The 26,179-nt window shown below is 58.5% G+C and carries 25 protein-coding genes; 8 read left to right on the forward strand and 17 right to left on the reverse strand.

Annotated features, from left to right (window positions below):
- From AC2FEE_RS17225 to AC2FEE_RS17235, 3 genes are read right to left on the reverse strand one after another with little or no spacing between them, the layout of a single operon-like run.
- Nucleotides 1-1,041: a lipocalin-like domain-containing protein gene (locus AC2FEE_RS17225; RefSeq protein ID WP_496866556.1), complete on the reverse strand. Its 1,041-nt coding sequence runs from the start codon at nucleotides 1,039-1,041 to the stop codon at nucleotides 1-3.
- A complete protein-coding gene (locus tag AC2FEE_RS17230) occupies nucleotides 1,031-3,445 on the reverse strand; it encodes an FtsX-like permease family protein (RefSeq protein WP_496866557.1) in 2,415 nt (804 codons plus the stop codon). The genes AC2FEE_RS17225 and AC2FEE_RS17230 overlap by 11 nt, the downstream gene beginning before the upstream one ends.
- Nucleotides 3,442-4,089 (reverse strand): ABC transporter ATP-binding protein, encoded by a 648-nt coding sequence (locus AC2FEE_RS17235; RefSeq protein WP_496866558.1) that lies wholly within the window; start codon nucleotides 4,087-4,089, stop codon nucleotides 3,442-3,444. Before AC2FEE_RS17235 ends, AC2FEE_RS17230 begins: the two co-directional genes overlap by 4 nt.
- Before the next feature lie 159 nt (nucleotides 4,090-4,248).
- On the opposite strand from AC2FEE_RS17235, the gene AC2FEE_RS17240 reads away from it, so the two are divergent.
- Nucleotides 4,249-4,683, forward strand: a complete 435-nt coding sequence (locus tag AC2FEE_RS17240; RefSeq protein ID WP_480588994.1) for an ion channel — start codon at nucleotides 4,249-4,251, stop codon at nucleotides 4,681-4,683.
- Here the strand turns inward: AC2FEE_RS17240 and cls are convergent.
- The 3 genes from cls to AC2FEE_RS17255 form a co-directional block, all read right to left on the reverse strand.
- Nucleotides 4,680-6,092 (reverse strand): cardiolipin synthase, encoded by a 1,413-nt coding sequence (gene cls / locus AC2FEE_RS17245; RefSeq protein WP_496866559.1) that lies wholly within the window; start codon nucleotides 6,090-6,092, stop codon nucleotides 4,680-4,682. The genes AC2FEE_RS17240 and cls overlap by 4 nt on opposite strands.
- Nucleotides 6,093-6,115: 23 nt before the next feature.
- Entirely contained in the window at nucleotides 6,116-7,090 is a 975-nt protein-coding gene (locus AC2FEE_RS17250) for an HAD family hydrolase (protein ID WP_496866561.1), read from the reverse strand.
- A 67-nt stretch (nucleotides 7,091-7,157) separates the two neighbouring features.
- A complete protein-coding gene (locus AC2FEE_RS17255; RefSeq protein ID WP_496866562.1) occupies nucleotides 7,158-8,768 on the reverse strand; it encodes an arylsulfatase in 1,611 nt (536 codons plus the stop codon).
- A gap of 231 nt (nucleotides 8,769-8,999) precedes the next feature.
- On the opposite strand from AC2FEE_RS17255, the gene AC2FEE_RS17260 reads away from it, so the two are divergent.
- The gene (locus tag AC2FEE_RS17260) at nucleotides 9,000-9,650 is read left to right on the forward strand and encodes a Crp/Fnr family transcriptional regulator (protein WP_496866563.1); all 651 of its coding nucleotides are present in this window, start codon (nucleotides 9,000-9,002) and stop codon (nucleotides 9,648-9,650) included.
- Here the strand turns inward: AC2FEE_RS17260 and AC2FEE_RS17265 are convergent, their stop codons facing one another.
- The 8 genes from AC2FEE_RS17265 to AC2FEE_RS17300 all read right to left on the reverse strand — a co-directional run bounded on the left by AC2FEE_RS17265 (nucleotide 9,651) and on the right by AC2FEE_RS17300 (nucleotide 18,096).
- Nucleotides 9,651-10,883, reverse strand: a complete 1,233-nt coding sequence (locus AC2FEE_RS17265; RefSeq protein ID WP_496866564.1) for a hypothetical protein — start codon at nucleotides 10,881-10,883, stop codon at nucleotides 9,651-9,653.
- Entirely contained in the window at nucleotides 10,880-12,259 is a 1,380-nt protein-coding gene (locus AC2FEE_RS17270; RefSeq protein ID WP_496866565.1) for a VWA domain-containing protein, read from the reverse strand. The genes AC2FEE_RS17265 and AC2FEE_RS17270 overlap by 4 nt, the downstream gene beginning before the upstream one ends.
- 122 nt (nucleotides 12,260-12,381) lie before the next feature.
- Nucleotides 12,382-13,365: a VWA domain-containing protein gene (locus AC2FEE_RS17275; protein WP_496866566.1), complete on the reverse strand. Its 984-nt coding sequence runs from the start codon at nucleotides 13,363-13,365 to the stop codon at nucleotides 12,382-12,384.
- Nucleotides 13,362-13,838, reverse strand: a complete 477-nt coding sequence (locus AC2FEE_RS17280; RefSeq protein WP_496866567.1) for a DUF4381 domain-containing protein — start codon at nucleotides 13,836-13,838, stop codon at nucleotides 13,362-13,364. Before AC2FEE_RS17280 ends, AC2FEE_RS17275 begins: the two co-directional genes overlap by 4 nt.
- Nucleotides 13,835-14,782, reverse strand: coding sequence for a DUF58 domain-containing protein (locus tag AC2FEE_RS17285; RefSeq protein ID WP_496866568.1), 948 nt, complete (start codon nucleotides 14,780-14,782; stop codon nucleotides 13,835-13,837). Before AC2FEE_RS17285 ends, AC2FEE_RS17280 begins: the two co-directional genes overlap by 4 nt.
- 20 nt (nucleotides 14,783-14,802) lie before the next feature.
- Nucleotides 14,803-15,780 (reverse strand): AAA family ATPase, encoded by a 978-nt coding sequence (locus AC2FEE_RS17290; protein ID WP_496866569.1) that lies wholly within the window; start codon nucleotides 15,778-15,780, stop codon nucleotides 14,803-14,805.
- 120 nt (nucleotides 15,781-15,900) lie between these two features.
- A complete protein-coding gene (locus tag AC2FEE_RS17295; RefSeq protein WP_496866570.1) occupies nucleotides 15,901-17,007 on the reverse strand; it encodes an acetoin utilization protein AcuC in 1,107 nt (368 codons plus the stop codon).
- 3 nt (nucleotides 17,008-17,010) lie between these two features.
- Nucleotides 17,011-18,096 (reverse strand): AI-2E family transporter, encoded by a 1,086-nt coding sequence (locus AC2FEE_RS17300; RefSeq protein WP_496866571.1) that lies wholly within the window; start codon nucleotides 18,094-18,096, stop codon nucleotides 17,011-17,013.
- Between the two features lie 150 nt (nucleotides 18,097-18,246).
- Here AC2FEE_RS17300 and AC2FEE_RS17305 point away from each other — a divergent pair, with 150 nt between their 5' ends.
- The 3 genes from AC2FEE_RS17305 to AC2FEE_RS17315 all read left to right on the forward strand — a co-directional run bounded on the left by AC2FEE_RS17305 (nucleotide 18,247) and on the right by AC2FEE_RS17315 (nucleotide 21,293).
- Nucleotides 18,247-19,113, forward strand: a complete 867-nt coding sequence (locus AC2FEE_RS17305; protein ID WP_496866572.1) for a YihY/virulence factor BrkB family protein — start codon at nucleotides 18,247-18,249, stop codon at nucleotides 19,111-19,113.
- 20 nt (nucleotides 19,114-19,133) lie between these two features.
- The gene (locus AC2FEE_RS17310) at nucleotides 19,134-21,008 is read left to right on the forward strand and encodes a multiheme c-type cytochrome (protein ID WP_496866574.1); all 1,875 of its coding nucleotides are present in this window, start codon (nucleotides 19,134-19,136) and stop codon (nucleotides 21,006-21,008) included.
- 96 nt (nucleotides 21,009-21,104) lie between these two features.
- The gene (locus tag AC2FEE_RS17315) at nucleotides 21,105-21,293 is read left to right on the forward strand and encodes a hypothetical protein (protein ID WP_496866575.1); all 189 of its coding nucleotides are present in this window, start codon (nucleotides 21,105-21,107) and stop codon (nucleotides 21,291-21,293) included.
- Between the two features lie 2 nt (nucleotides 21,294-21,295).
- On the opposite strand, the gene AC2FEE_RS17320 is transcribed toward AC2FEE_RS17315, so the two are convergent.
- From AC2FEE_RS17320 to AC2FEE_RS17330, 3 genes are read right to left on the reverse strand one after another with little or no spacing between them, the layout of a single operon-like run.
- Nucleotides 21,296-22,012 (reverse strand): RlmE family RNA methyltransferase, encoded by a 717-nt coding sequence (locus AC2FEE_RS17320; protein WP_496866576.1) that lies wholly within the window; start codon nucleotides 22,010-22,012, stop codon nucleotides 21,296-21,298.
- A 52-nt stretch (nucleotides 22,013-22,064) separates the two neighbouring features.
- Nucleotides 22,065-22,400 carry a hypothetical protein gene (locus tag AC2FEE_RS17325; RefSeq protein ID WP_496866577.1) on the reverse strand — a complete coding sequence of 112 codons (336 nt, stop codon included), beginning with the start codon at nucleotides 22,398-22,400 and terminating at the stop codon, nucleotides 22,065-22,067.
- A gap of 16 nt (nucleotides 22,401-22,416) precedes the next feature.
- Entirely contained in the window at nucleotides 22,417-23,529 is a 1,113-nt protein-coding gene (locus AC2FEE_RS17330; protein ID WP_496866579.1) for a Ppx/GppA phosphatase family protein, read from the reverse strand.
- Nucleotides 23,530-23,770: 241 nt separating this feature from the next.
- On the opposite strand from AC2FEE_RS17330, the gene AC2FEE_RS17335 reads away from it, so the two are divergent.
- From AC2FEE_RS17335 to AC2FEE_RS17345, 3 genes are read left to right on the forward strand one after another with little or no spacing between them, the layout of a single operon-like run.
- A complete protein-coding gene (locus AC2FEE_RS17335; RefSeq protein ID WP_480588957.1) occupies nucleotides 23,771-24,067 on the forward strand; it encodes a virulence factor in 297 nt (98 codons plus the stop codon).
- Between the two features lie 26 nt (nucleotides 24,068-24,093).
- Nucleotides 24,094-25,020: a methylenetetrahydrofolate reductase gene (locus AC2FEE_RS17340; protein WP_496866580.1), complete on the forward strand. Its 927-nt coding sequence runs from the start codon at nucleotides 24,094-24,096 to the stop codon at nucleotides 25,018-25,020.
- 9 nt (nucleotides 25,021-25,029) lie between these two features.
- Entirely contained in the window at nucleotides 25,030-26,091 is a 1,062-nt protein-coding gene (locus AC2FEE_RS17345; protein WP_496866581.1) for a methyltetrahydrofolate cobalamin methyltransferase, read from the forward strand.
- Nucleotides 26,092-26,179: the final 88 nt, after the last annotated feature.

Below are 26,179 nucleotides of genomic sequence, written 5' to 3' on the forward strand. Positions count from 1 at the left end.
TCAGTACCCCGTCATCTCAAGGTATCCGCGGCCTTGGTGGCTGCCGGATACCGTGACCGGGCCTTCCCAGTATTCGAACCTTGTACCCATCCAGGCATCAGGGGTGATGGCCGAAACCTCGACGTCCAAATCGCGGTCCGGTAGGGATACACGCCATTGAACGGGCACGTCCCGTCCCGCCACGCGGGCAGTTTCCAATGGGGTAAAGGATACGGACCCGTCCGGAAGGGGCATGGTGGTTCCGTCCGGCGCGATCCACGTAGCGGCCGTGAAATCGCCGCGCCCGCCGCGCAGACGGAAGGCCATCAACTTATCTCCGTCGTCAAAGCTGAGTGAGAACCAGTCCCAGCCGCTCTGATCCGCGGCCAGAGGTTGTGAGGACCACTCGCGGTCCAGCCAGCCGTGACCGGTGACTGCCACATCGCCCTCGGGCAGGTGCAGCACGCCCTCAACCGTGTAATAGGGTTGCGAGTAATAGTAGCTGGCTTGCCCATCGGCGGACTTGATCGAGTATCCGGCGTCTCCGTGAAACACAAACGGGCCTTGGGCGTTCAGCGACAGGTCATAGGCAAACTCAGCGCCGCTGGCCGAAAGGGTCACCGCGCTGGGGTCGGCTCCGCGCATGTGCCATTCGTCGATCCAGGCCTCGAAAGGGTCAGAAGTCACCCCGGCCTGACCGACGCCACCGCGCGACAAGCGTTCGGCGAAATAGTGCGTTTCAGGCGTCGTGACGGCGGCGTGGCCCATCCACAGTTGCGGGCTCTGCCACCCATCAGCCTCAAGCGGTTTCAGGGCTGATCGGAACAGGGTCCACTGAATACCGTAATCGCGCCCGTCCTCGCCTGTCAGGTTTGCGGTTAGGTACCACCATTCGATCCGAAAGCTGGGATGCGGGCCGTGATCGCGGGGGAATTCGAATTGATAGCCGGGCTGCGGGATATCGAACCCTTCGGCCGAACCACCCAACCCGGCATACCCCTGTGCGCGCAAGGCGGCGGGGAGCAGCAGGAACATAACACACAGCCAGATTTTAACGTTCATTGGCGAAGACTCTCAACAAATCGGCAGGCGGCAGGCGAAGCAAACGCAACGCGGGCAGGGCGGCGGCGACAAAGGCGGCCAGCAGGGTCAGAGCGAACAGATAAGCCCAGTCAGCCGGGAAAAGATACATCGGCAGCCGCCAGCCAAAGGCTTGTACATTGATTACCGCCAGCAGAGCCCAGGCCAGTACCAGCCCCAGCGGCAGGGCCAGAACCGCTGTCAGAGCAGCCAGCAGCACGCTGCGCAACAACTCTAGACGCGCCAGTTGCGCCCGTGTCAGACCCAGCGCCCAGACGGGGGCAATTTGCGGCAGGCGCTGGGTCCACAAGGTCAGCAGGCTGGTCAGGATGGCAAATCCGGCAACGCCCAGCGTCAGAACGTTCAACGCCGATGTCACCACAAAGGTCTTGTCAAAGATCGTCATCGATTGCGCTTTCATCGCCGCCTGATGCACGACGGCTTGGCGGGGTAGGTCGAATTGATCTCTCAGGGCTTGTGCCATCTCTGTAGCGCGCTCTGGTGCAATACGGATACCGAACCGGCGTGTGTCAGCCCCCGGCGCGATCCGGTCCAGCTGAGACATCGACACGATGGCTTGACCGGTAGGGTTTCCGTAATCCGAATAGACGCCTGCAATCGGCAGGGTATGACCCTTACGGAGGGTCAGCGCGTCTCCGGGCCACAGGTTCGCACGCCGGGCGAGTTGTTCGTTGATCAGCAAGGCCTCACCCGCATGAAGGCGATCCCACGCGCTGTCCGAGGACGCGATGATCGGCCAATGCTCGCGGTAGGTCTGGTGATCGACAATCCCGTACAGAAAGAGCGGTCCCGCATCATGCGTCAGCTCTATGCTGCGGATTGGAAGAACCGCGTCCACCTGCGGCTCCAGCCACTGCGCGATCTGTTGGCCTTGCTGATTGTCGGCGGCGGACACGTAAAGTTCGGATGTCAGGCGCTGATCCAGCCAACCGGTGAAGGTCAACCGAAAGCTGGATACCATCGTGCCAACGCCGATATTTGCTGCCAAGGCCAGCAGCAGCGCCATCAGGGCCAGCGACAGACCCGGCAATTGCGCGCGCATGTCGGCCCAGACCCATTGCGCAACGGGACCTCGGGCGTTGCGCTGCAATGCCGACAGGGCAAGTGACAGTAGGGATGGCAGGATCAGAGCGGCGCCGGTCAGGATACCACCCACCATGGCAAACCCCGCGATCAACCCGTTGATTGCGTTTCCGATGGCAAAGCCACCGCCGATCAGGATCAACCCCAGCAGCCCAGTGGTGCAGTGCGCGCTTGTCGAGCCACGCCATGCCTGCAGGCCAGCCCCGGTTAGCAACGGCATACGTGACAGTCGAAACAAGGCCTGACCACTGGCCAGCAGCGTGCCCGCCAAAGCCATCGCCAAACCGGCCAGAACCCATTGCGGCTGCAGGGTCATCTGCCCGTCAACAGGCGCTCCGTATAGCCCGCGCAGGGTGGCAGCGACGTCGGGCAGCAAGGCTCCGGCCAGAAAGAAGCCAAGGATCAATCCCAACAGGCCGCCGATCAGGGCCAGCAGGGTCAGTTCGGCCATGATCATCCAGACCAGCTGCTGCATGGAAACACCCAGCGCCCGCAAGGTACGGATCATCGCCCGCCGCTGGGCAAAGGCCAGTCCGACGGTGCCGTGGACGATGAAAAGCCCGACTGCAAAGGACAACAGGCCGAAGGCAGTCAGGTTCAGGTGAAAACTGTCCGTCAACTGGGCTGCATCCAGCCGGGCCGAGGCCTCAATGCGCTCCAGTTCGGGTGCGATGTCCGACAACGCAGGAGTGTCGCGCGGCTGATCGGGCAACACCAGAAGCCGGGAAATCTGGCCGGGTTTTTCCAACAGTGTCTCGGCCACACCGATATCGGTGAGGATCAGGTCGGGCGGGACTGCATCCGTCTGCAGAATTGGCGGAAGGCTGTCTTGGTTTCTCAGCACCTCGGCCAGTTCGGGGGATGCCAGTAATTGGCCGGGTGTGGTCAGCATGTCGGCGGGCTCTGGCGGTGTTTCGGATTGTTCGATCTGCGTCACGGCGGGCAGGGTGGGGTAGGCCAGCATGTCGACGCCCATCACCTGTATCGTGCGTCCGTTCAGACGCAGTGGCCCTTCCAGAACCGCTGCGACCTGCCACCCGGCGCGGCGCAGAGTGACATAGCGCGCAATCGGGATTGGGCCGGATGGATCGCGCAACTCGTCGTGCAAACCCAGCGCAAGTTGCTCGCTGGCGCGCTGATAGCTGTAGCGCGCCTCGGCGTTGATCGCCTGAACGGCGGACCACAGCCCCGTGGCCAGCGCAATCCCGATCAGCAAGGTGGCCAGTTGCAGCTTGTGTCGTCGCCAATGCGACAACAGGGCCTGTGTGACCGCGCCGGTCATGTGATGTGGCCACCCGCCAGATGCGCGCGCCGATCCAGCCGTCCGGCGATATCCTGCGAATGAGTGACCAACAGCAGGGCGGCCCCGGTATCTGCTGCCAGCGACAGCATCAGGGCCAGCACAGTGGCGCTGGCGGTTTCGTCCAGATTTCCCGTGGGCTCGTCCGCCAGCAGGAGTTTTGGTCGCGCGGCCATGGCGCGGCCAATGGCGACGCGCTGTTGCTGCCCGCCGGAAAGGCTCTCGGGAAAGCGCGTCAGCAAGTCGGACAGGCCTAACCGCTCGGCCAACTGCGTGGTCCAGGAGGCGTCCTCTCGACCCGCCAGCCGGGCGTGGAATGACAGGTTCTGCGCGACCGTCAGCGAAGGAATCAGGTTGAACTGCTGAAACACCAGCGAAACGCTTTGCCGACGCAACACGGCACGTCCGGCGTCATCAAGTGGTGACAGGGGGGTGCCGTCCAGCGTGATCTCGCCGCCGTCGAAACTGTCCAATGCCGCCGCAAGGTTGAGCAGCGTGCTTTTGCCGCTACCGCTTTCTCCGGTCAGGGCCAGCGTCTGTCCCTGACCGAGGGACAGCGACACGTCCCGCAAAACGGGGCGCCCACCCGGATAGGACTTCTGGACCTGGTCGATCGTCAGCAACATGCAAAAAACCTCGGACTGTGCCCGCAACAATGTGCGCTGCTGATCGGCAGAGTCCAGCGTCCAGCCGCATTCGTTTCCATTCGCCGCAGCCTTGTCCTTTTTCGGTTAAGTCGCCATTGTGGTGGAACTTCTTCGGACCGGAACATGATAAGTGAGTTGATGACGTTAACGCAGCAAATCCTTTGGGGCAGCATATATCTGGGCATCTGTTTTCTGATCGAGATTATCCTTCTTACGTGGTGCACACAGGTGGTTCGCGTCATGTCGCTGAGGCTGGAAAACAGCAAGAAGTTCTTTTCTATCGCGGCCCCTATCTGCATAGCCCTCGTCTTTATCGTTGCCATTCACACGTTTCAGGTCTGGCTTTGGGCAATCGTTTGGATGCTGGGGGATGTTCTGCCTGACTGGAACTCGGCCTTGTACTTCTCATTGGTGACATTCACGACGCTGGGATATGGTGACATTGTTCTGGGAGAACCGTTGCGAATATTCGGAGCGTTTGCCTCGGTGACCGGTCTGCTGGCGTTCGGGTTGTCTACGGCCTTTATGGTGGCGTTGATGACGCAGGTCTTCAAAGAGGAATTAATGTCCTAGAGGATCGGCGCGAACAGCCGGGCGAGAGGTGACCCAAACCGGATATAGGCCGGTTGGTCAGGAAGTTTCTTGGTCAGTTCATAGCTTTTCTCGAAATCAGCCCGCAGCATCTTGTCCACGGCCTGCGCCGCTCGTGGATCAAAGAACAGGGCCATAGCCTCGAAGTTCAGGCGGAAAGAGCGATTGTCCAGATTGGTGGTTCCTACAGCCGCCAGCGTGTCGTCGACTACAAAGGCTTTCTGGTGCATGAAACCATCGGTGTAGCGGAACACACGCGCACCGCAATCCGTGACCTCGTCGAAATAGGCGAAGGCGGCCAGCCAAGGCAGGCGGTGGTCGATCACGTCCGGCACCAGAATGCGCACATCCACACCGCGCAGGGCGGCGTGTTGAAGGGCAGTTATGATATCAATATCGGGCACGAAATAGGGCGAGGCGATCCACAGTCTTTCTTTCGCTTCAGTGATGGCGGCAAAGAACATCATCGCGCCGGTTTCCGTGTCGTCGCCGGGGCCGGTAGCGACGATCAGAGCGTTCATGTCCTGTTCGGATTCTGATCCGGCCCAGTCCAACTGTTCGATCAGATCTTCTTCGTGCGCCCAGTGCCAGTCTTCGGTGAAAATCAACTGCAGCTGCCGGACAATATGGCCGGTCATCCTAATATGTGTGTCGCGCCAATGGCCGAAATGCGCGTTCTGGCCCAGATACTCCACACCCACATTGTGACCGCCAATAAAGCCGGTCTCACCATCGATGATCACGGTTTTGCGGTGATTGCGATAATTCAGTTGAAAACGGTATTGCGGCCCCCGACGGTCTCGCGGATTTGCGATCTCGATCCCGGCGGCGCGCAGCTCGTCCAGATAGTTGGTCGGCAAGCCATAGCTACCCACAGCATCCGTCATGAACCGAACCGACACCCCGCGTTCGGTGGCGGCGATCAGCTTGTCCTTGAGCTGTTTACCCAGTGCGTCATCCCGGACAATGTAGAACTGGATCAGGATATAATTCCGCGCCGCATCGATTTCCTTGAATATAGCGTCGAACGTCGCTTGCCCGTCAATCAGTAACTCGGCTCCGTTCCCGCGCGAGACTGGCAGATGCGCCAAAGCCTCGAACGGGCGGGGGTTGATCGGCATTGAGGCTGGATCTGGTTTGGAGAAATCCGCAAAGGTCTTGATGCCTTCGACGACTCTTTCGCTGTGCTTGCGAGCGATGCGATAGCCGCTAAACCGGTGGTGCCCCAGAAACAGATACAGCGGCACGCCGACAAACGGGGCTGAGATCAAAAGGACCACCCACCCGACGGCTCCCTGGGGCGTGCGGGCGGTTTGGGCCGCCCGTATCGAAAATACCGCGGCCGTCCCATACAGAAAGAAGACGAACGCGGAAACAAGCAGTGTCCACATGGGGTTATCGGTCTCTAAGTGCCTTATTCAGCCCCAGTGTAGATGCGATCCCAGTCTTGCGCCATATCAACAATGACCCAGCCCATGTCGGGGCCCTTGTCCAGCCCGTCGACCAGTTTCCCGATCGGGCTTTCGCGGTCATAAGCCCATTCGCGCTCGGCATCGGTGTGATGAATCAGAACGCCCAGTCGTGGACCGTCGCCTGCAGTGGTCCATTCCAGCATGGCGAAATCCCCGTCCGAGTTGCCGCCAGCCAGAATAGGGCGTCTGCCAATCGTGCGTTCGATGTTGATGGGCTTGCCCTCTTTGTCATCGACAAAGGCGATGCCGGGGGCCTTGGTGATGACAGGAGCACCATCAGCTGTTTCGTAGGTTGTATCGGCATAAGTACCCAGAACCTGTTCGGGCGGAATGCCATAGGCATCCTCGGCAAACACGCGCATGAAATGCAGGCCGCCGCCCGAGACAATATAGGTGCGGAATCCTTCATCCCTGAGATAGCGCAGCAGTTCCACCATCGGTTGATAGGTCATCTGATCGTATGGCAAACCGGTTTCCGGGTGACGCGCGGTGTCCAGCCATTCGGCGACGGATGCCTGGAATTCCTGTACACTTACACCGGAGTGCGAGGCGTTCAGAACTTCGATCAAGGCATCGTGACCGCCCTCGGCGACAGCTTGCAGATCGCCCTTTGCCGCAGCTTCCAGCGTTGGGCTGGTCAGGATCGAGGGGTCCGCCCCGGCCAGTTTGGCAAGGCGATCCATGGCGAAGGTGAGCTGAAAATAGACCGGCTGTTCAGCCCACAGCGTGCCGTCATTGTCGAATACCGCAACCCGCTCGGCCGGTGTGACATAGTCGGCGCCGTTCGGGTCAGTGACGGCCTCGACGAATTCGATGATCCTATCCTTGGACGCGGATGTGCCCCAACTCGGCAGAGGGTCGGCAGACAAGGCCAGCGGAGCCACGACAAGAGCGGCTGAAAGAACTGCATTCCTCATGAGAAATTCCTTGCTTCAATTAGTAAAGGGCCGCCGATGCACAGGCGGCCCTTCGTGTTTTGATTGGTTAATTGTTGGTCGGCGCGGACAGCTTCTCCATCACTTGATCCAGGTTGAAGCTGGCAGCCTTCTGGCGCGGCGGGTATTCTTGGAAGGTCTCCAGGAAGCTGCCGACATATTGTTGAGCGGGCACCAGGAAATAGGCCCGATCCAACAGCCAGTCGTAGTAGGTGTTGGACGTCCGGTAAGCACGCTCATAAGGATCGCGACGCAGGTTCACGATCAGCGGAATGCGCAGCTCGGTCCAGGGTTCGATCCATGCGCGCAGGGTGCCCCACGCCTTCTGCTCAAGGAAGATCAGCTTCCAATCGTCAAAGCGCAGCGCGGTCATATCCCCGTCATCCGAGAAATAGAAGATCTCGCGACGCGGGCTTTCAGAGGCTTCACCGGTCAGCAGGGGCAGGATGTTGTAGCCATCCAGATGCACCTTGTAGTCGCGGCCCATACCTGAGGAGTTGTAACCGGCCTTCAGCTTTTCCTTGATGTCCGGATCACCGGCAACAGCAAGGTACGTCGGCAGCCAATCCATATGGTGCACGATCTCGTTGGTGACCGATCCGGCCTCAATCTGGCCGGGCCAGCGTACCATCGACGGAACGCGCCATCCGCCTTCCCAGTTGGTGTTCTTCTCACCCCAGAATGGCGTCGAAGCGCCATCCGGCCACGTATTCATGTGTGGCCCGTTGTCGGTGGAATAGTGAACGATGGTGTTGTCGGCGATGCCGAGCTCATCCAGCAGGTCCAGCAGCTGGCCTACATGCATGTCATGTTCGATCATGCCTGCGGTGTATTCATCGGTCACGCGGCCTGCGATGTCGTTGGCCTGCGCGCGCATCTCATCCTTCACGTGGGTACGGAAGTGCATCCGAGTACCATTCCACCAAACATAGAAAGGTTGGCCTTGTTCGTGGGCACGCTTGATGAAGTCGATGGCAGCCGCAACGGTCTCTTCGTCCACTGTCTCCATGCGCTTGCGGGTCAGGGGGCCGGTGTCCTCGATGGTGCCGTCGGCCTTGGACTTGATAACGCCGCGCGGCCCATAGGCCTCGCGGAAGGTGCGGCCATCAGCCAGAACCGCATCGCCGGGGTAGTCCTCGTTCTCTGGCTCTTCCTCAGCGTTCAGGTGGTATAGATTTCCGAAAAACTCATCAAATCCGTGGTTTGTCGGAAGATGCTCATCTTTGTCGCCCAGATGGTTTTTGCCGAACTGACCAGTGACATAACCGTGGTCCTTCAACAGGCCGGCAATAGTAGGATCTTCGACCTGCATCCCCAGATCAGCGCCGGGCAAACCAACTTTGGACAGGCCGGTCCGGTACACCGATTGCCCCATGATGTAGGACGAGCGGCCAGCAGTACAGGATTGCTCGCCATAATAGTCGGTGAAAATCATGCCTTCCTTGGCAACGCGGTCGATGTTCGGCGTCTGATACCCCATCAGACCCATCGTATAGGCCGAGATATTGGACTGCCCTATATCGTCACCCCAAATGACCAGGATGTTGGGTTTCTGGTCCTGTGCCCAGGCGGGAAGTGCCAACGCAACGGCGACGGTAGCCACAGCAATGCGACGCAACTCGGTGCGCCACCTGTATGCAATCGAACGTGGTGGTGACATGATATGCTCCTGATCTGTAAGAGTTTGTAGGCCCCAGAGGTGGGAAGGTGTTTATCGGCCGGTAATTTCGGCCAAAACGGATTGTAAAAATCGGTCGCATTCTGAACGGCAAACCTTCACCCTTCCGAGGAATCGAACGCGTTTACACTAGGCGATTTGCAGGATTGAAAACTCATCATATGATGATATTGGAAAATTCTAATGTTTGACAAAGCGAATAATATTAAGCTCTTGCAGAAGGCCGGGTGGTTCAGCAAACGCTCGGAAGCGTTTCGCCGTGACCTGTTGGATTGCGGAACCGCAAGAGTTTTTGAACCTTACGAAGCGCTTTATCATCATGGAGACCCGGCAAACGGAGTATTTGCCGTCCTGAGTGGCGCTGTTCAGATCACAGCGCCGGCGGATGATGGGCAGGAATTCGTGATACACCGCGAAGGTGCCGGTTTCTGGATAGGGGATCTTGCTTTATTCGCGGATACACCGCGGCTGATCAGCGTCGTCACCACGCAAGAGACGCAAACCTTGTTTTTTCCGCATTCCCGTATCGCCAAACTGGTTCAAGCCAATCCGAATTATGTCCGCGATTTTTACGCGCTGACGCAGGAGAACATGCAGACGGCGCTTCGGATAATGGCCAACCTTGCCGTGACCGGCAGTGAAAAACGGTTGGTACTGCGGCTGCTTCATCTGGATGAGGGCAGGTCAAAAACCGATGGTTGGATCGTGGTGTCTCAGGACGAACTGGCCGAGATGATTGCCGTGTCGCAGCCAACTCTGCACCGCAGCCTGCACCGACTTGCGGATTTGGGCCTGATCGAACTCGGGTATGGGCGCGTTCGGCTGAAAGACCGGAAGGCGCTGATTGCCAGTTGTCAGACCTGATCAGGGGTTCAGTGGCGGAAGGAGCTCTGCCTGTTTTTGGGGGGCGGCTGTAAGAGCGTCTAGCGCGGAAATAGCCCCGCTCCAATCCGGTGTTCTGTCGCCTTTATCAGTGGCGTAATGCGTAGAGCCAATCTGTTCCAAACGTGCTTCAAGCCCGTTGTGTCCTTGCGGGCTTTCACAGCGTTGCTTCCAGGTTTCAAGCGCAGAATAGGCGGCGTTGAGGTCCTGGTCATGCAGCGCATGGCGCAGTTGCGCGAGGGCAAATTCCGGTGAAGCGCGGTATGCCTTTTCACGTGCTTCTTTCCAGTTTCGATATCGCGGCATCGACCACCACAAAACGACCAAAGTGACTATCAGGACAGCAGCAGCCCAAAACAGATATCTCATCAATGTAACTGCTGACGGAGGCCCAGACTTCGGCGCGGCAAGTTTCAGGTCAACAGCGTCGACGTCTACGGTTTCAACGGCATTTGTCGTCAGGTTGAACCACTGCAGTGCTACCGCAGGCAGCTGAGTTTCACCTCCATCCTGCGCTAGGTAAACGGTTTCATCAACACGTTGGCCTGACAGGATTCCCCGATCCTCGGTTTCGGTAAATCGTGGTTCTTTGGGATAAGGTCGCAGTAGAGGGTCCTGATTATCTTGCATTAATTGTGGTATCAGGATCGGACTCGTTCCCGAGATGCGCGCTGTCAGTCTTCGGGTGACCGCATCGCCAGCCTGCATTTCAGTTGGGCCTTCGATTTCCTGCGTCAGTTCAAAACCCGTCGCGACAATCAGCGGATTCAGATCACGTGCCCCATCCGGGACAACTGCGTTAATCTTGATCGGTGGCAGCGGGACGGAAGCCTGAACAGGATCATTCGTTTCCGGGTCTGCAAAGGTGACTGTCATGTCCTGAGCGCCAAAATCTATCGCCCCTGACGCCAGTGGATAGATGCGATAGCTTCGCTGAACACCGGACCATGTCTCGCCGTTTACAGACTCGCTCACAGGTCCCGAGGCACGCTCGGGCAGGCGCACCAGCAGGTTTTCCTGTTCCAGTGCAGGAAAGACTGGTGGGGACGGCATGAAGGTCGGCACCAGAACCTTTACACGTAAGATGGCGGGCTGTCCGACAATCACGTCCTCACTTGGCGCCTCGACCGTGACTTGTGGTTGAGGAGCGGTCGCGTTTTGCGCGAAAGCCCCGAACGGCAGAAAAGCAGACATGACGAGGAGCAAAAATCTCATTGTTCCTGCTCCTGGTTTTCCAGACGAAACCGGTTGCGCAAGAAATCCTGCATGTCCGTATCAATCGTGCTGATCCACTGGTCTGCCGACAAAGGTTTTGCACCTTCGGTCTGGGCTTGAATGGTCGTGTTTTCCCCGCGACCAGAGTCATTGTCGAACACAGTGTCATCTGCTCCGATCCCGGCTTCTTCGCCAGTGTCGGATTGTTCCCGCGTGGATTCTACATAGTCGAGAATGGCGATGGAAACCTCGAGATTATGCTGTGCTTCCGGCCAGTTAGGCCGGCGTTCTAACGCCTCTTCAAAAGCGGAAATGGCGGGTCGGTATTCCCGGTTGCGTATGCGAGCCATACCTTCGGCAAAGGCGGCTTCGGCTGTGTTTAGTTCGGCGAAGATGGCCGCGGCTTCCGGGTATTGGCCTGCTTTCAACCTCGCGTAGCCTTCATGATACGGGTCCTCAAACAGGTCAGCAGCATCTGCATAGCGTTTTTGGTTCATTGCGATTAGGCCTTGCTGATCCGGTGTCAGGAACCAGTCCCGCCAACCTTCTGCGCGCGCGGGACTCGCGGGCTGTATCAGGAACAGTCCCAACACGGCCCATCGGATCACCCAACCCCGTCGGAACCAGAGCAGCGACAACAGCGCCGCAGGCCATGCCAGCATCCACCCCCGATCCTGCCAGTCCAGACGATCATCGTCATCCAGCGCCTCCACATAGGCGGTTTGGATTTGCCGATGCAGCCGCGTGATATCCCTGTCATCATTGGAAAACGGAACCACAACGGTGTTCCTCAGGTTGTTCAACTGAACAATCTCGTCTCCGTTCGGGAGCAGGGTCAGAAAGAAAACCTGCGTTGTTGCGTTCTGAAACTCGACAAGCTGAGATGGATCGAGATCGTCCAACACAAACAGGACGGCTCCAGGGGTGTCGCTTTCGTCCAATATGCTTTGCGCCAGTGTCAGCGCATCACCTGCGGCATCCCCTTGTTTGGGCATCACAGCCGGGGTCAACCCTTCAAGCAACGGGCGCAGGATATTTGCGTCTTCGGTCAGGGGTGCCACGCGGTGTGGTGAACCAGCATATGCGATCAGCGCCGTTCTCGCGCCTGCGCGGGTGTTTATGAGGTCGGTGATCTTGAACTTTGCACGCTCCAGCCGCGATGGAGGCACGTCGGAATTCTCCATGCTCTCAGTGACCTTCAGAGCGATAACCAGAGGGGCTGTGTCCGCCACAAGCGGGTTCTGTGCCCGCGACCATGTTGGCCCTGCGGCGGCGATGGCAACCAAAGCAGTGGCGATCATGGCAACATCAATGGGATAGATACGCCGCTTGTCTTCAGTCCCCAGAAGCAGGGCTGCTGCCAGATGCGGAGCCACACCAGATGGCAGACCGGACTGTCGTGAACGTTTCGGTCGAGTTACCCACCAAAGACCTGCAATTGGTATCAGAAAAAGCAGATAAGCCGCTCTTAAAAAATGAAATTCCGCGAAGGCACCGATCATGAGGGACTCCTTCGGCGCTGCGTGATGTGAAGGCCAACGCAACTTCCCAGCATCAGCAACAGTGCCGCCAATAATGGATAGTGAGCGAGGCTTTCCCGTGGACGGTAGCTATGGGTTTCTACGATTCTGGGGTTTTGCTCATCAATGCGCTGGTAGGTCTCGGTAAGCGCAGCCTCATCATTTGCAAAGAAATACTGCCCGCCGGTGCGATCCGCGATGGCTTTCAGGGCGTCCAGATCTACGCGATCCTCGCCAGATGCATTGGGATCGCCGACGCCGATGGTATAGATAACGACACCCTTGTCCGCCGCAATGGCAGAGGCATTGGTAGGTGTCATCCGGCTGGATGTATCCGCTCCGTCGCTGAGAACGATCATCAGGCGCTGATCGACATCACTGGAGTCAAAAGTGCGGATACCAAGGCCGATAGCGTCGCCCAAGGCGGTGTTCGGTCCCGCCATTCCGACTTGAGTTTGGTCCAGGAACCCATTCAAACTATTAAGGTCTTCTGTAAATGGCGCCTGAACAAATGCACGAGTGCCAAAGATGATCAGCGCCATCCTGTCACCCTGACGTTCAGCAATAAACGTCCGCATAACATCTTTGACCGCCGCCAGCCGTTGTTTGGGCGTTCCGTCGGTGGACTGGAAATCGCGTTGGTCCATCGAACCCGAAATGTCGAGCGCCAGCACCACATCACGGGCGGATTTTTCAATGACGATCGGATCGGCCAATTCTTCCGGGCGGGCCAGGGCCGTCACCAACATCAGCCAAATCAGAATAACAGCAGTGGTCTGACGCATCGGTCGCTGTGCAATGACCGATCCGGATTTGGGCTCAACACCAGCCGCTTTGGCGACATGGCGGAAAAACGGGATGCGGATTGAATTGGTCGCTTCCCGGTGCGGCGGCGTTAGCCAGTAGACCAGAAGTGGCAAAGGCAAAAGCAAATATGCCCAAGGGGCGGCAAAAGAGATCATCCAAGCCTCCTCTGAGCTTTGTGGGTCCGGATCCAGGCTTGCGCGAACATGGCGACCTTTGGATTGGGAGGGCCGGATCTGTAGGGCGCCTCAAGGAGGGCTTTGGCTTCATTTGAAGAAATCGTAATTTTATTAGAGGATTGTTTGAGAAAGGTGATCCACTCAGAGCCATGGAGGCTTGCGACCTGATCACGCGGAAAGGCAGCGAGCGCGGTGCGTCGCAAAATTTCTGCGATCTTGGCAACGTCATTGTCGGCAGCTTGCAGATCAGCAAGCGCGGATCGACGGTAGGCATTGGTCGTACGATGCCGTCGGTAGAAGTAAAAACCGCAAGCGACCGCCCCTGCCAGCAGCAAAGCCAGGACGGCCCAACCCCAAGTCTGCGGCGTCATCGGTATCGGCGCGGGGGCTGGGGCGGGTTCGAGCATGTCCAGCAATTCAACAAGTGATTTACCTTCCGTATCGACGCTCATTTTTGTCCCCCGTGATGACCGAACTGCCGCAGCAATTGATCCAGGGCCGGTTCTGCGGTGGTCAGCGGGACAATCGGAAAGCCATAGCGGCGCGACCATTGCCTGAGCTGCGCCAACCTGTTTTCCAACTCCGTCCTGATGCGGTTCGACAAATCCGGTTCCGAGCTGTCGAGTTCGATTTGCGCGTCTCCGTCCGAGACGGTCATGCGCAGCCCCGGGATTAGCTCATTCGAACTGGGGTCGGAAATATTGAATAAAATCAAATCGTTTGATAGCGAAAGCCGTCTCAGCAAGTTTTCCGAGGCGTCATTCAGGCCGTCAAAATCCGAAAACACGCATACCAGAGCATTTGTGTGTGCGATCCGTGCGGCCTGTTTCAGGACGTCGTTCAGTGAAACGGTCGGTTTGGGGCGCAGCGTTGCGTTCAGGCTGCAATTCAGCCCTGCGACTGAGGACAGGAACCGCTTCAACGCAGCGGGGCGGCGCTGGGGGCGGTGCTCGGCCAGATCCGTGTCGCCAAAGACAATCCCGCCGACGCGGTCGCCTTGCCCCAGAACGCGATGGGCTGCGATAGCAGCAGCTTCGGCAGCAACGACGGATTTCATGTAAACTTCGGTGCCGAAAAACATCGAAATACGCTGATCAACCAGCAAGAGGGCAGGGCGGTCCCGTTCTTCCGTATAGACCCTAACATGGGGTTTTCCGGTGCGGGCGGTCACTTTCCAGTCGATTGTCCGGATGTCATCGCCGGGCAGATAGGTGCGGAGTTCCTCAAAGTTCAAACCGCGTCCGCGCAGGCGCGAGGCGTGGTGGCCATTGAGGATCGAGCGCGCCGGTTGTCGCGGCAACAGGCTGATAGCGCGCGATCTGGCACCCAGCCGCAGCAGATGATCCGCATCTACATGGATGCGCGAGTCGTTGGGATATGTGGCGGTTTGGGCCACGGGGCTCTCTTTCCGATCAATCAGGGCAGCGCGACGAGACGCAGGATTTCTGCAATCACATTGTCCGCCGATTTGGCGTTGCCTTGTGCCTCAAAGCTGAGCGTGATGCGGTGGCGAAAGACGTCGTGCGCGATGGCGCGAACGTCGGCTGGGTCCACGTAATCGCGCTGGTTCATCCAGGCATGGGCCCGCCCGCATTTGTCCAGCGCCAGCGATGCGCGCGGACTGGCGCCGATTTCGATCCAACTGGCAAGCTCTTGGCTGTATTTCTCGGGTGTTCTGGTCGCTTGAACAAGTTGGGCCATGTATCGGTCCATGGCGTCGGACACGTGAATCTGCCCGATTTCCGCCCGCGCCTGAAAGACGGCGTCCTGCGGGATTGGGATCGGCATCCCACCCGTCGATCCGGATCCTGCAGCAATCTCTTCGCCGCGAACGAGACGGATGACCTCAACCTCGTCTTCAACCGGGGGATAGGTGATCTGCACATGCATCAGAAACCGGTCCATCTGTGCCTCGGGCAAAGGGTAGGTGCCTTCCTGCTCGATCGGGTTCTGGGTGGCCATTACGATGAACAGCGGCTCCATTTTGTGCGTAGTGCCAGAAACGGTGACCTGACGTTCCTCCATCGCTTCCAATAGAGCGGCTTGCACCTTGGCTGGCGCGCGGTTGATCTCGTCCGCCAGAACGAGGTTGGCAAAGATCGGACCGGGGTCGAACCGAAACGTGCCGCCTTCATCGGTTTGCTGGTATACTTCGGTTCCAGTCACGTCTGAGGGCAGCAGATCGGGCGTGAACTGTATCCGGCTGAAGTCGGCGTCCAGATTGTGCGCCATGGCTTTGACGGCGCGGGTTTTTGCCAGACCCGGCAAGCCCTCGATCAGAAGATTGCCGTTTGCCAGCAGGCCGATGAGCAGCCGGTCTATCACCTCGGTCTGGCCGATAATCGCCTGCCCCATGCGGGTTTTAAGATCATGTATCTGATTAAGTGCATTCATCGATTTGGTCCGATTGTGGCCAGATGTCCGGAAGGACATGGCAGGATGCGCCGGGGCGGGATGAGCTGGAATGTGCAGTAATGATCGAAGGTTAACAGTCTTGCCGCGTCCGATCCACTATCAAATCCGTTCCGCGATATGTTGCAGGTCGGCGCGCAGTTCGGGGCGAATTTCTCCGTGGTTCGGGACGTCGCGCAGCGTTTCGACCCAGTGACGCGGCGGTTGCTTTCCGGCTGCGCGGTTCCACGTCAGGTGACCAAGCACGGATTGCGCCTCAGTATTCAGAAGGTCGGGTATGGCGATCCCGTTCAGGGTCGCCCAAACTCCGGTCCAGAGCCGCGCGACGGACCATGGGTTGTAACCTCCGCCGCCCAGAACCAGCAGGCGCGGTGCCATGTCGCGCAGAGAGGCAACCGCGCACCAATGGGCGTTGTTGGACAGGGTCAGCCGGGATAGCGGGTCCTCGGCCACCGCGTCCGCGCCGCATTGCAACACAATCGCCTCGGGGTCAAAAGATGCCGTTGCGGGCAGAATCAACTGGTCGAGGATTGCGTTGAACTCATCATCATTGAGGTTGCGCGCGACGGGCAGGTTAAATGCCGCCCCGCCCGCATCGTCGTCTAATGTTCCGCTGAAGGGCCACCGGGCGCCTTCATGCGTCGAGATCATCCGCACCTTTGTTGATCCGCGAAAGGCTGCTTCGACTCCGTCACAGTGATGCGCGTCGATATCGACATAGACGATACGATCAAGCCCGGCATTCAACAAGGTCAGGATCGCCAGCACCGGATCGTTCAGATAGCAGAACCCGTTTGCCCGGTTCGCAAGCCCATGGTGCGTGCCACCTGCCGGGCTAAAGACAATGCCGCCATCCCGGATCAGCTCGGCCCCCAGCATTGATCCCCCGGCAGCGGTGGCCGGGCGGCGATACATCTCGGGGAATACGGGGTTTGACAGGGTGCCCAGCGCGTATTTCTCTCGTGTATTGTCGGACACCGCCTGATCCTGCTCGGCCTGTTGCAGGGCGGCGATATAGTCCGGCGTGTGAAATGCCGTCAACGCCGAGGGCTTCGCGCAGGGGCTGACGCGATAGTTCGCGGATGAAAACCAACCCTGGGCCCGGCACAGGTCGATGACGGTAGAGACACGCGGAATGGCCAGAGGGTGTTTCGAACCATAGGTCGAGCTGCGATAGATTTCCGATCCGATGAACAGAGGGCGTTTCATCGTCTAGCTTGCACTGCGCGCGGCGTTCTCTTCCCCCAGCCTGCCATCAAGTGACATCAGGATCGCAACCGGGCGCAGAGCGGGAATATGGCTGAAGACGATCAGGATGCAGACGGTTAGGGGGACGCTCAGGAAGGCTCCGATCAGTCCCCAGATCGTGGTCCAGAACATCAGCGCCAGAATGACCAGAAAGGTGGACATGTTCAGCGACCGGCCCAGCAAGGCGGGGTCGAGGAAATTGCCGATCAGGAACTGTATGGTTCCGCAGCCCAGAACAATGATCAGGAACGGGCCGATGCTGTCGAACTGAACCAGTGAAATCATCGATGGGAAAATGACTGCAATGATCGATCCGATGGATGGGATAAAGTTCAGCGCGAAAGTCAGCACGGCCCAGGTCTCGGCAAACTCGAGCCCCAGCACCTTGAATACCGAATAGCTGATGCCAGCCGTGATCAGGCTGATCATGGTTTTAACGCCGACGTAACGTTGCAGACTGAACGTAATGGCATCCAGTATAGAGGCGAACTCGATACCTGTTTTCGGATCACCTGCGGCCAGTTGAATTTTTTTTCGAAAGGCCAGCCGCTCGGCCATAAGGAATGCGACGTATAGGCTGATCAGAAAGAACTGGTTCAGCAGGGAGGTCGCGCTGCCCAGTAGAATGCGCGCGACATAGGACATGTCTATGTTGATCAGGTTGTCGCGTATAAACTTGGTTACATCATTACCCACCAAGCCCGTGACGCGACTGACCGCATCGTCGAATTGGTTTTCGTAGGTGCCGATCGTGCGTGCAAACTGGGTGGCCTGACTGCCTAAAATATACATGATTACGAACAAACCGGCCAAAACCACTGTCACGCCAGCGACATTGGCCAGCCAGACCGGCATGCGGGTCAAGGCGATGATCCGGTCGCTCAGCGCGATGATCAGGACGTTGATCAGCAGGGCCATCGTCAGCGGGATCAGGAATGCGGCACCGGCGTATAACCCCAGCACTACAAGGGTCGTTACAATCGACACATCCCGAACAACAGACAGCTTAAGCTTTCTCGGCGTAGCGGTTTTGTCTTTGTCCGGTGTCATGCGGTGGCTCATCCTGAGAATTGCACTTGTGTCTGATCCTGCACAGCAGGGCCGGATTATGCAATGCGCCCAGATGTTTGTCAGAGAATAATTGCGCAGCGGACGGATTTGCCGGTTCAGTGGCTGGGGCAAGCGGGTTAGGCTTCGGAAATGAATGCCCGCGTGATTCCCTTCTTTGGCCGACCCGTTCAGGCGCTTTGGGTGGCCGTAATCCGTTTCGACGCCAAGAACGGCTTTGTCATGAGCAGCCACGTGGCCATGTCGCTGATGTTGGCGCTGTTTCCCTTTGCCCTGTTCACCGTTGCGCTGGCGGGTTCACTGTCGCAGGATTATGTCACCAACGAATTGATCGATCTGATTTTCGGTGCATGGCCCAAAGATGTGGCAGGGCCGATCGTGGCCGAACTACGCTCGGTTCTTTCCGAGTCCGGCTCTGGCGTGATTACACTGGGCGGACTGCTGGCGGTGTTCTTTGCCTCGAACGGGGTGATGGCGGTGCGCAAGGCGATGAACCAAGCCTATCATGATTTTGACAGCTGGCCGTTCTGGAAAACCCGGTTGCTTTGTTTTGCGTTGGTGATCGGTGGCGGCCTCACCATCATGATCATTGCTGCGGTCGAGGTCATCCTGCCGGTTTACACGCAACTGGTTTCGGAAAAGACCGATGTGAACGTATCCGAATGGTTATCGGTCGATCGGTTGCGCTGGACCTTCACGGTGGGTGTTCCAGTGGGCGTGGTGGTGCTGGCGCATCTGGTTCTTCCGACCGGGCGTCATAGATTGCGTCAGATCCTGCCGGGCGTGCTGTTGACGCTGGCCTTGTGGGCAGCAGGAGGATGGGGTTTTTCGGTCTATATTGCGCAATTTGCCTCATACAGCGCTACCTACGCAGGGTTGGCCGGAGCCATGGCGGCCCTGATCTTTCTCTATCTTTGCGCTGCCATCCTGATCCTTGGGGCCGAATATAACGGAGCCCTGATGGACCTGCAGAACGATGTAGACGGATTTGAAACGTGAGAGCCGCGTTCCTCATCTGGATGTTTCTGCCAACTTTCGCTTTTGCGCAAGGGCCGAACTATGTGGGTTCGGATCAATGCATCGAATGCCACACCGCCGAGGCCGAAGCGTGGGCGGTATCCCATCACGCGCTGGCTTGGACCGAGGTCGAGGCTGGGCATGTGGCTGCGGAATTTAACGAAGCCCGGTTTGATCACGACGGCATGACGGTCGAATTCGGGGTGACGAGCGAAGGCCTGCGGGCCAAAGTGACCGAGAAGGATGGCGTCGCAACTGAATATGGTGTGCATTCGGTCGTGGGTATCGAGCCCCTGCAGCAATACCTGTTCGAAACCGAACCCGGTCGATTGCAGAGTTTCGATGTCGTTTGGGATACCGAGGCCGAGAGCTGGTACCACCTCTATCCCGATCAGGACTTGCCGCCGGATGACGGGCTGCACTGGACCGGCCCCTACAAGAACTGGAATGCTCGCTGTGCCGAATGCCACGCCACCGGGTTTGAAAAGAACTATGACGCGCAGTCACGCAGTTACGCCTCAACGCAGTCCGAAATTGGGGTCGGGTGCGAGGCCTGCCACGGTCCCGGATCGGCACATATCGACTGGACGCAAGGCCAGACACTCGCCGCTGATCTGAGCGAGTTTGGTTTCACAATGAATTGGGGCAGGGGCCGGACTGAGGCCGAAATTCAACAATGCGCCGGATGCCATTCCCGACGCGAGGCGCATGGCGACGGCAACCCGATCCCCGGAACACCTTATCACGACGCCTATAATCTGGCGGTGCTGCGCCCGGGTCTCTATTACCCGGACGGTCAGATTCTGGACGAGGTTTACGTTTACGGCTCGTTCCTGCAATCCAAGATGTATGCGCAGGGTGTCGGGTGCATGAATTGCCATGATCCACACAGTGCCGGGTTGAAGGCGGAGGGAAACGGAGTTTGCACGCAATGCCACTCACCGGCTGGCAATCCAGACTTTTCGTCCCTGACTGCCAAGGACTACGACACGCCCGTGCATCATCATCACCTGGAAGACAGCGTGGGTGCGCAGTGCAAGTCCTGCCACATGGTTGAGCGCACTTACATGGGTGTCGACGGGCGGCGCGATCACAGCTTTCGCATTCCGCGTCCGGATCTTGGGCTTGGCGAAGATGCCTGCACCGATTGCCATCAGACCGAGGATCAGGATTGGGCCGCACAGCGGATAGAGGAATGGTTTCCGGCGTCCACTCATCGTGTGCCGCATTATGGAACGGCTTTTCAGGCAGCCCTGGACGGTCGCGCGGAAGGGCCGGGTGCATTGATTGCGATAGCGATGGATTCGTCTCAGCCGGGCATTGCCCGCGCCACGGCAGCCTATCTGTTGCAGCCCTTCGGCTCGGCAGATGTTGCGGAAAAAACGGCGGCATTGTTGTCTGACACGGACCCGCTGGTGCGCGCGAATGCGGTGGTATTGCAACGACAGGCCGCCTTGCCGGATCAGGTTCAGCGTCTCGAACCCTTGCTGTCCGATCCATTGCGCAATGTCCGTATCTCAGCCGCCAAAGAGTTCTTGAACATCCCCGGCCAAGCCCTGACACCGGAACAGCAGGCTCAGGTGGCGCAGGGTATGGAGGAATGGCAGGTCACGATTGGTAACCGGCTGGACTTTCCCGAAACCCACCTTGTTCTGGGCGGTATGGCTCTGACCTTCCGCAACGCGCTGGCGGCCGAACGCGCCTTTCGCGAGGTCGTCACGCTGGACCCGCAACGGGCTGAAGCGTGGCCTATGCTGGTCCAACTGGCACATATCAACCGCGGTCCGGATGCCGCGCGGGACGTGCTGCAACAGGGGCTGGCGGTTTTGCCGAACGATCCGGAGCTGCAACAACTCAAGTCGCAATTGGTCCCGTAAAACGGCACGGCTTGGCCCGGTTTAGGTCACGATCCCGGCAAAATTGGGCGTTAACCATGAGCAAGGCAGTAACCCAGCCACGCCCAAAGGTGACACATGCCGGAAAAGCCGGTCCACACATCAAAGTTGCAAAACCCTCTGTCCCCGGATCAAAGGATTGCCGATCTGCAGGCCAGAAAGCCGGAATATATCAATCACGGTCAGGCGCTGATGCTTCAACAAACCGCCGCCGCGTCACTGCGCGAGCAGTTTCTGACCGGCGACCGTATCTGGCTTGACGACTGAGGTCAGCCCCGGAACCCCGTGGCGACCACGAATTTCTCGGAACTGTCAGAGCGAGACGCAGGCGGTTTTACGTTGGCCACCTTCTCGAACTTCTGTTTCAACAACTTCTGCAGATCGCCCTCGGCGCCTCCGGCCAGAACCTTGGCAACGAATGTTCCACCTTCTTCCAGAACGTCAAAAGCAAAATAGGCCGCGGTTTCGCACAGGGCCATTATGCGCAGGTGGTCTGTCTGTTTATGCCCGGAAGAAGCTGCGGCCATATCGGACATCACCACATCAGCCTTACCGCCCAACCAGTCTTTGACCTTTTGGTCGGCGTCGTCCTCCATGAAGTCCAGAACATGGGTGTCCGCGCCGGCGACGAGCTCGATCTCTTGCAAGTCAATGCCCAGCACGGTGCCAACCCGTTTGCCCGACCGCTCACCCAGCGCGTTGACACGTTTGACGGCCACCTGACACCAGCCGCCGGGCGCACAGCCCAGATCGACGACGCGTGCGCCTGGGACGAGAAAGCGGAATTTGTCGTCCAGTTCCAAAATTTTAAACGCCGCGCGTCCGCGATAGCCCTCGGCCTGCGCGCGTTTCACATACGGGTCGTTCAACTGCCGCTCAAGCCAGCGGGTCGAGCTGAGCTTGCGCCCGCGCGCCGTCTTTACTTTGACCTTCAGGTCGCGTTGCCCACGGCCTGAGTTGTTTTTTCCGCTCGGCGTTTTTGCCATGCGCTGGTTCTCCTGAAAGGTTCCCGCTCAATACCGGCTTGGCCAAGGTGTATCAAGACGCTGTCGTTTCGGGCTGTCGAAGAGCCAGATCTGGCCAGTGGGACGAAACTCCAAAGATGTACCAACCCAACGCATCTACAGCTTTGGCAGTCCACGGTGCACCTCGCGCGTCCTCTTGTGCAAAGCCTCGCAGCAATTCATGTGCATCCACCACTTGGTCATCGGGCACAGCAATTTGAATGCCACCAATGGCCAAAGAGCAGTGGGGGAGCATGGTCGCAGTATGAAAGCTGGGGCAGAAAACATCAAATCCTGCGGCTTCCAATGTGCATATTGTGGTTGCAGCCGTTGCATAACGATAGGCAATCGCAATCGTTGAGACGCTCATACACCTGTGTCCGAAATCAGAATGGTCCGTCTTCCAATACGCCGTCCGCGCTCATCTGCGCATAAAGCAGACCTTCGCGCAGCCCCCGGTCCGCCACGGAAAGGCGGTCGGTGGGCCAGCAGCGAAGCAATGCCTGTAAAATGGCCGAACCGGACATGATCAGGGCTTGCCGGTCATCGCCGATCCGCGGATCACGCCGCCGCCCCAGTGGGCCGAGTTCCAAGTATCCTCGTATGACTTTGTCAATCTGATCGCTGGTCATACGCAAACCATCCACCTTGGTCCGGTCATAACGCTTTAATCCCAGATGAGAGGCCGCCACGGTAGTCACGGTGCCGCTGGTTCCGACGATCTGGAACCCTTCGCGGGCTTGCTCATCCTTGTACGGGGCGAAATCGGCCAAGTTTTCTTCGAAAAACCAGCTCATCAGTGCAAAGCGTGCCGAATCGTCTTCGACATCGTGGAACTGGTCGCGCAGCGTCGCGACACCCAGCGGCACGCTGATCCAATCCACCACCTTGGCCGCCGGAAAGGGGCTGTCGGCGGTGTGAAACCCGTTGTGCAGGCGCATGATTGCGGCAGGGCGGTCGCGACGCGGCACCGATGAAATGTCGATCCACACCAGCTCGGTCGAGCCACCGCCGATATCCACGACCAGCAACTGTTCCGTCTTGGTCGACACCAGTGGCGCGCAGGAGATAACGGCCAAACGCGCCTCTTCCTCGGGCTGAATGATCTCTAATGTCAGGCTGGTTTCGCGCTTCACCTGCCGGATGAAATCACGTGAGTTTTTCGCGCGTCGACAGGCCTCGGTTGCGATCAGCCGCATCCGTTTGACTTTATTGCGTTTCAGCTTTTGTTGACAGATGCGCAGTGCCTGAATGGTGCGCGCCATTGAGGCCCGAGACAGCCGCCCGGTCCGTTCCAAGCCCGCGCCCAACTGCACGGATTTGGAGAAGCTATCCACCACATGAAACCCGCTGCCCTTGGGCTGGGCTATCAACATGCGGCAGCTATTTGTTCCCAGATCCAGCGCCGCATATAACGCATCTGGATCGGGTCTTGCCGGCGCGGGGCTTTCGACCGCCTTCGGGAACGCGCCCGCACCTTTGGGACGCTTGGGCGCCATCTTAAACGCCCTCCGATTTTCGAGTTACGTTGACCATAGGTCGGGCAATTGTTTCGTGCAAGACGCTCATTAAAGTGATGAGTATTTTGATGTGCGCGTTTGCGTCAGAATCCAGTACAAGCGCCGTATCCCATCGTGGGCAAAAACGTCGCTTGAAATACGCCTAGTGTCGAAAACCGACCGACTTGCCCCCACATAGACGTTTAGAACCAGTCCATCTGGTTAGGAGGAATCAAACGCAATGCCTGACGTCACCATTGTATACTGGCGCGATATTCCCGCTCAGGTCATCGTCGGCAAAGGCCGTCGTGGCGCAAAGCGGCAATTGGAGGAACGGTTCGAGCAAGCCATCGACCGGGCAGCCATGAAGGTGAATGCCAAGGACAGCGATGCCTACCTGGCCGAGTGGCGCAAAGCCGAGCCTTTTGCAGCTGAGGGCGACCCGTCCGAGATTGCCGAGGCCGAAGCCGTGCGTCTGGAAACGGAATACGATCAGGATCGCATCAAGGCCTTGATCGCCAATGACGGTTGGGCTTAAGCCCGAGATCTAAATGGGAGGCCGCTATGGCTTTGCTGAACTTCAAGAAACGTGATGCGGTCGAAAAGGCCCCGGTAAACCCCACCGTCGAAGCCTTTCTGCAGGGCTATTCGATCGAGGTGATGCCGCGCACCGCCGAGAAAGTCGATGACTTCCGCGCGTTGTTGCCCGAAGGCACCCGCGTCTACATCGCCCATATCGAAGGTACCCCGATCGAGGACATGGTCCAGACCGCCAAGCGGATCGCGGCCGAAGGCTATCCGGTAATGCCGCACTTCCCGGCGCGGATCATCAAGGACGCGGCAACCCTGGAGAACTGGATCTCGATGTATCAGGGCGAAGCGGGCGTCGACCAAGCGCTGCTGCTGGCCGGTGGTGTTGCCAAGCCGCACGGCGCGTTCGACAGCTCGATGCAGCTGCTGGAGACCGGTCTGTTCGACAAGGCGGGCTTTAAGCGCTTGCACGTTGCCGGTCACCCCGAGGGCAACAAGGACATCGATCCGGACGGTTCGAGCAAGAACGTTGACGACGCACTGCGCTGGAAACAGAAGTTCTCGGAAACCACCGATGCAGAAATGGCGCTGGCGACTCAGTTCGCATTTGACGCCAAGCCGATCATCGCGTGGGCGGACGGTCTGAAAGAAGCGGGGATCAATTTGCCGATCCATATCGGTATCGCAGGTCCGGCCAAGCTGCAGACCCTGATCAAGTTCGCCATCGCTTGCGGTGTTGGCCCGTCGCTGAAGGTCCTGCAGAAGCGCGCCATGGACGTGTCCAAGCTGTTGCTTCCCTACGAGCCGACCGATGTTTTGACGGAACTGGCCAACCACAAGGCGGCCAACCCGGATTTCAACATCACCAACGTGCATTTCTTCCCGCTTGGCGGTATCAAGACCAACGCCAACTGGGCAATCGAAAACGGCGGCGCCTCGGCAAAGCCTGTAAACTCCTAAGGAACGGACATGACCCGTACAGTCGTAGAATCAAAAACAAAAACTGCCGTTCTGGGCTTTGACGAACCGTTCTGCGTGATCGGCGAGCGGATCAACCCCACCGGCCGCAAGAAACTGGCTGCTGAACTGGAAGCAGGCGATTTCTCGACCATCGAGAAAGATGCCATTGCTCAGGTCGCTGCAGGCGCGACCGTTCTGGATATCAACGCGGGAGTTGTCTACAACTCGAACCCCAACCCGAACGAGACCGAACCGCCGCTGATGACCAAGATCGTCGAACTGGTTCAGGCTCTTGTTGAAGTCCCGCTGTGCATCGACTCGTCGGTTCCGGGTGCACTGGAAGCCGGTCTTGAGGCCGCCGAAGGCCGTCCGCTGCTGAACTCGGTCACAGGTGAAGAAGAGCGTCTGGAGCTGGTTCTGCCGCTGGTCAAGAAATACAACGTTCCTGTTGTTGCGATCTCGAACGACGACACCGGCATCTCGGAAGACCCAGATGTTCGTTTCGAAGTAGCCCGCAAGATCGTTGAGCGTGCCGCCGATTTCGGCATCCCCGCACATGATATCGTAGTCGACCCGCTGGTGATGCCGATCGGTGCAATGGCAACTGCTGGCCAACAGGTGTTTGCTCTGGTCCGTCGTCTGCGCGAAGAACTGGGCGTGAACACCACCTGCGGCGCGTCCAACGTCTCGTTCGGCCTGCCGAACCGCCACGGCATCAACAACGCCTTTCTGCCGATGGCAATGGGTGCTGGCATGACTTCGGCGATCATGAACCCGGTGGCTCTGCCGGTGACGCAGAAGAAGATTGCCGAGAAGAAAGAGGCCGTGGCTGCTGCCGGCATCATCCTGCCCGAAGGCATGGACGATGAGGCATTTGTTCAGATGTTCGGTCTGGGTTCGACCTTGCCCCGCGCTGGTAAGGAAATGGAGGCCATCCGTGCCGCCAACCTCCTGACCAACAACGACCCGCATGGCGGAGCGTGGATCAAGTTCAACAAATCGCCTGAAGAGGCGGGTGCGGCTGGTGCCGCAGGCGGTCGTCGCGGTGGTGGCCGTCGCCGTCGCGCCTGATTTTTGCAATAGTGTGATCAAAGGCCGGGCCATGTGCCCGGCCTTTTTCGTTTTGACCCTGATCAATGCCGGGTCTTGTCGGGCTTGC

Source organism: Ruegeria sp. YTSC199 (assembly GCF_059609725.1).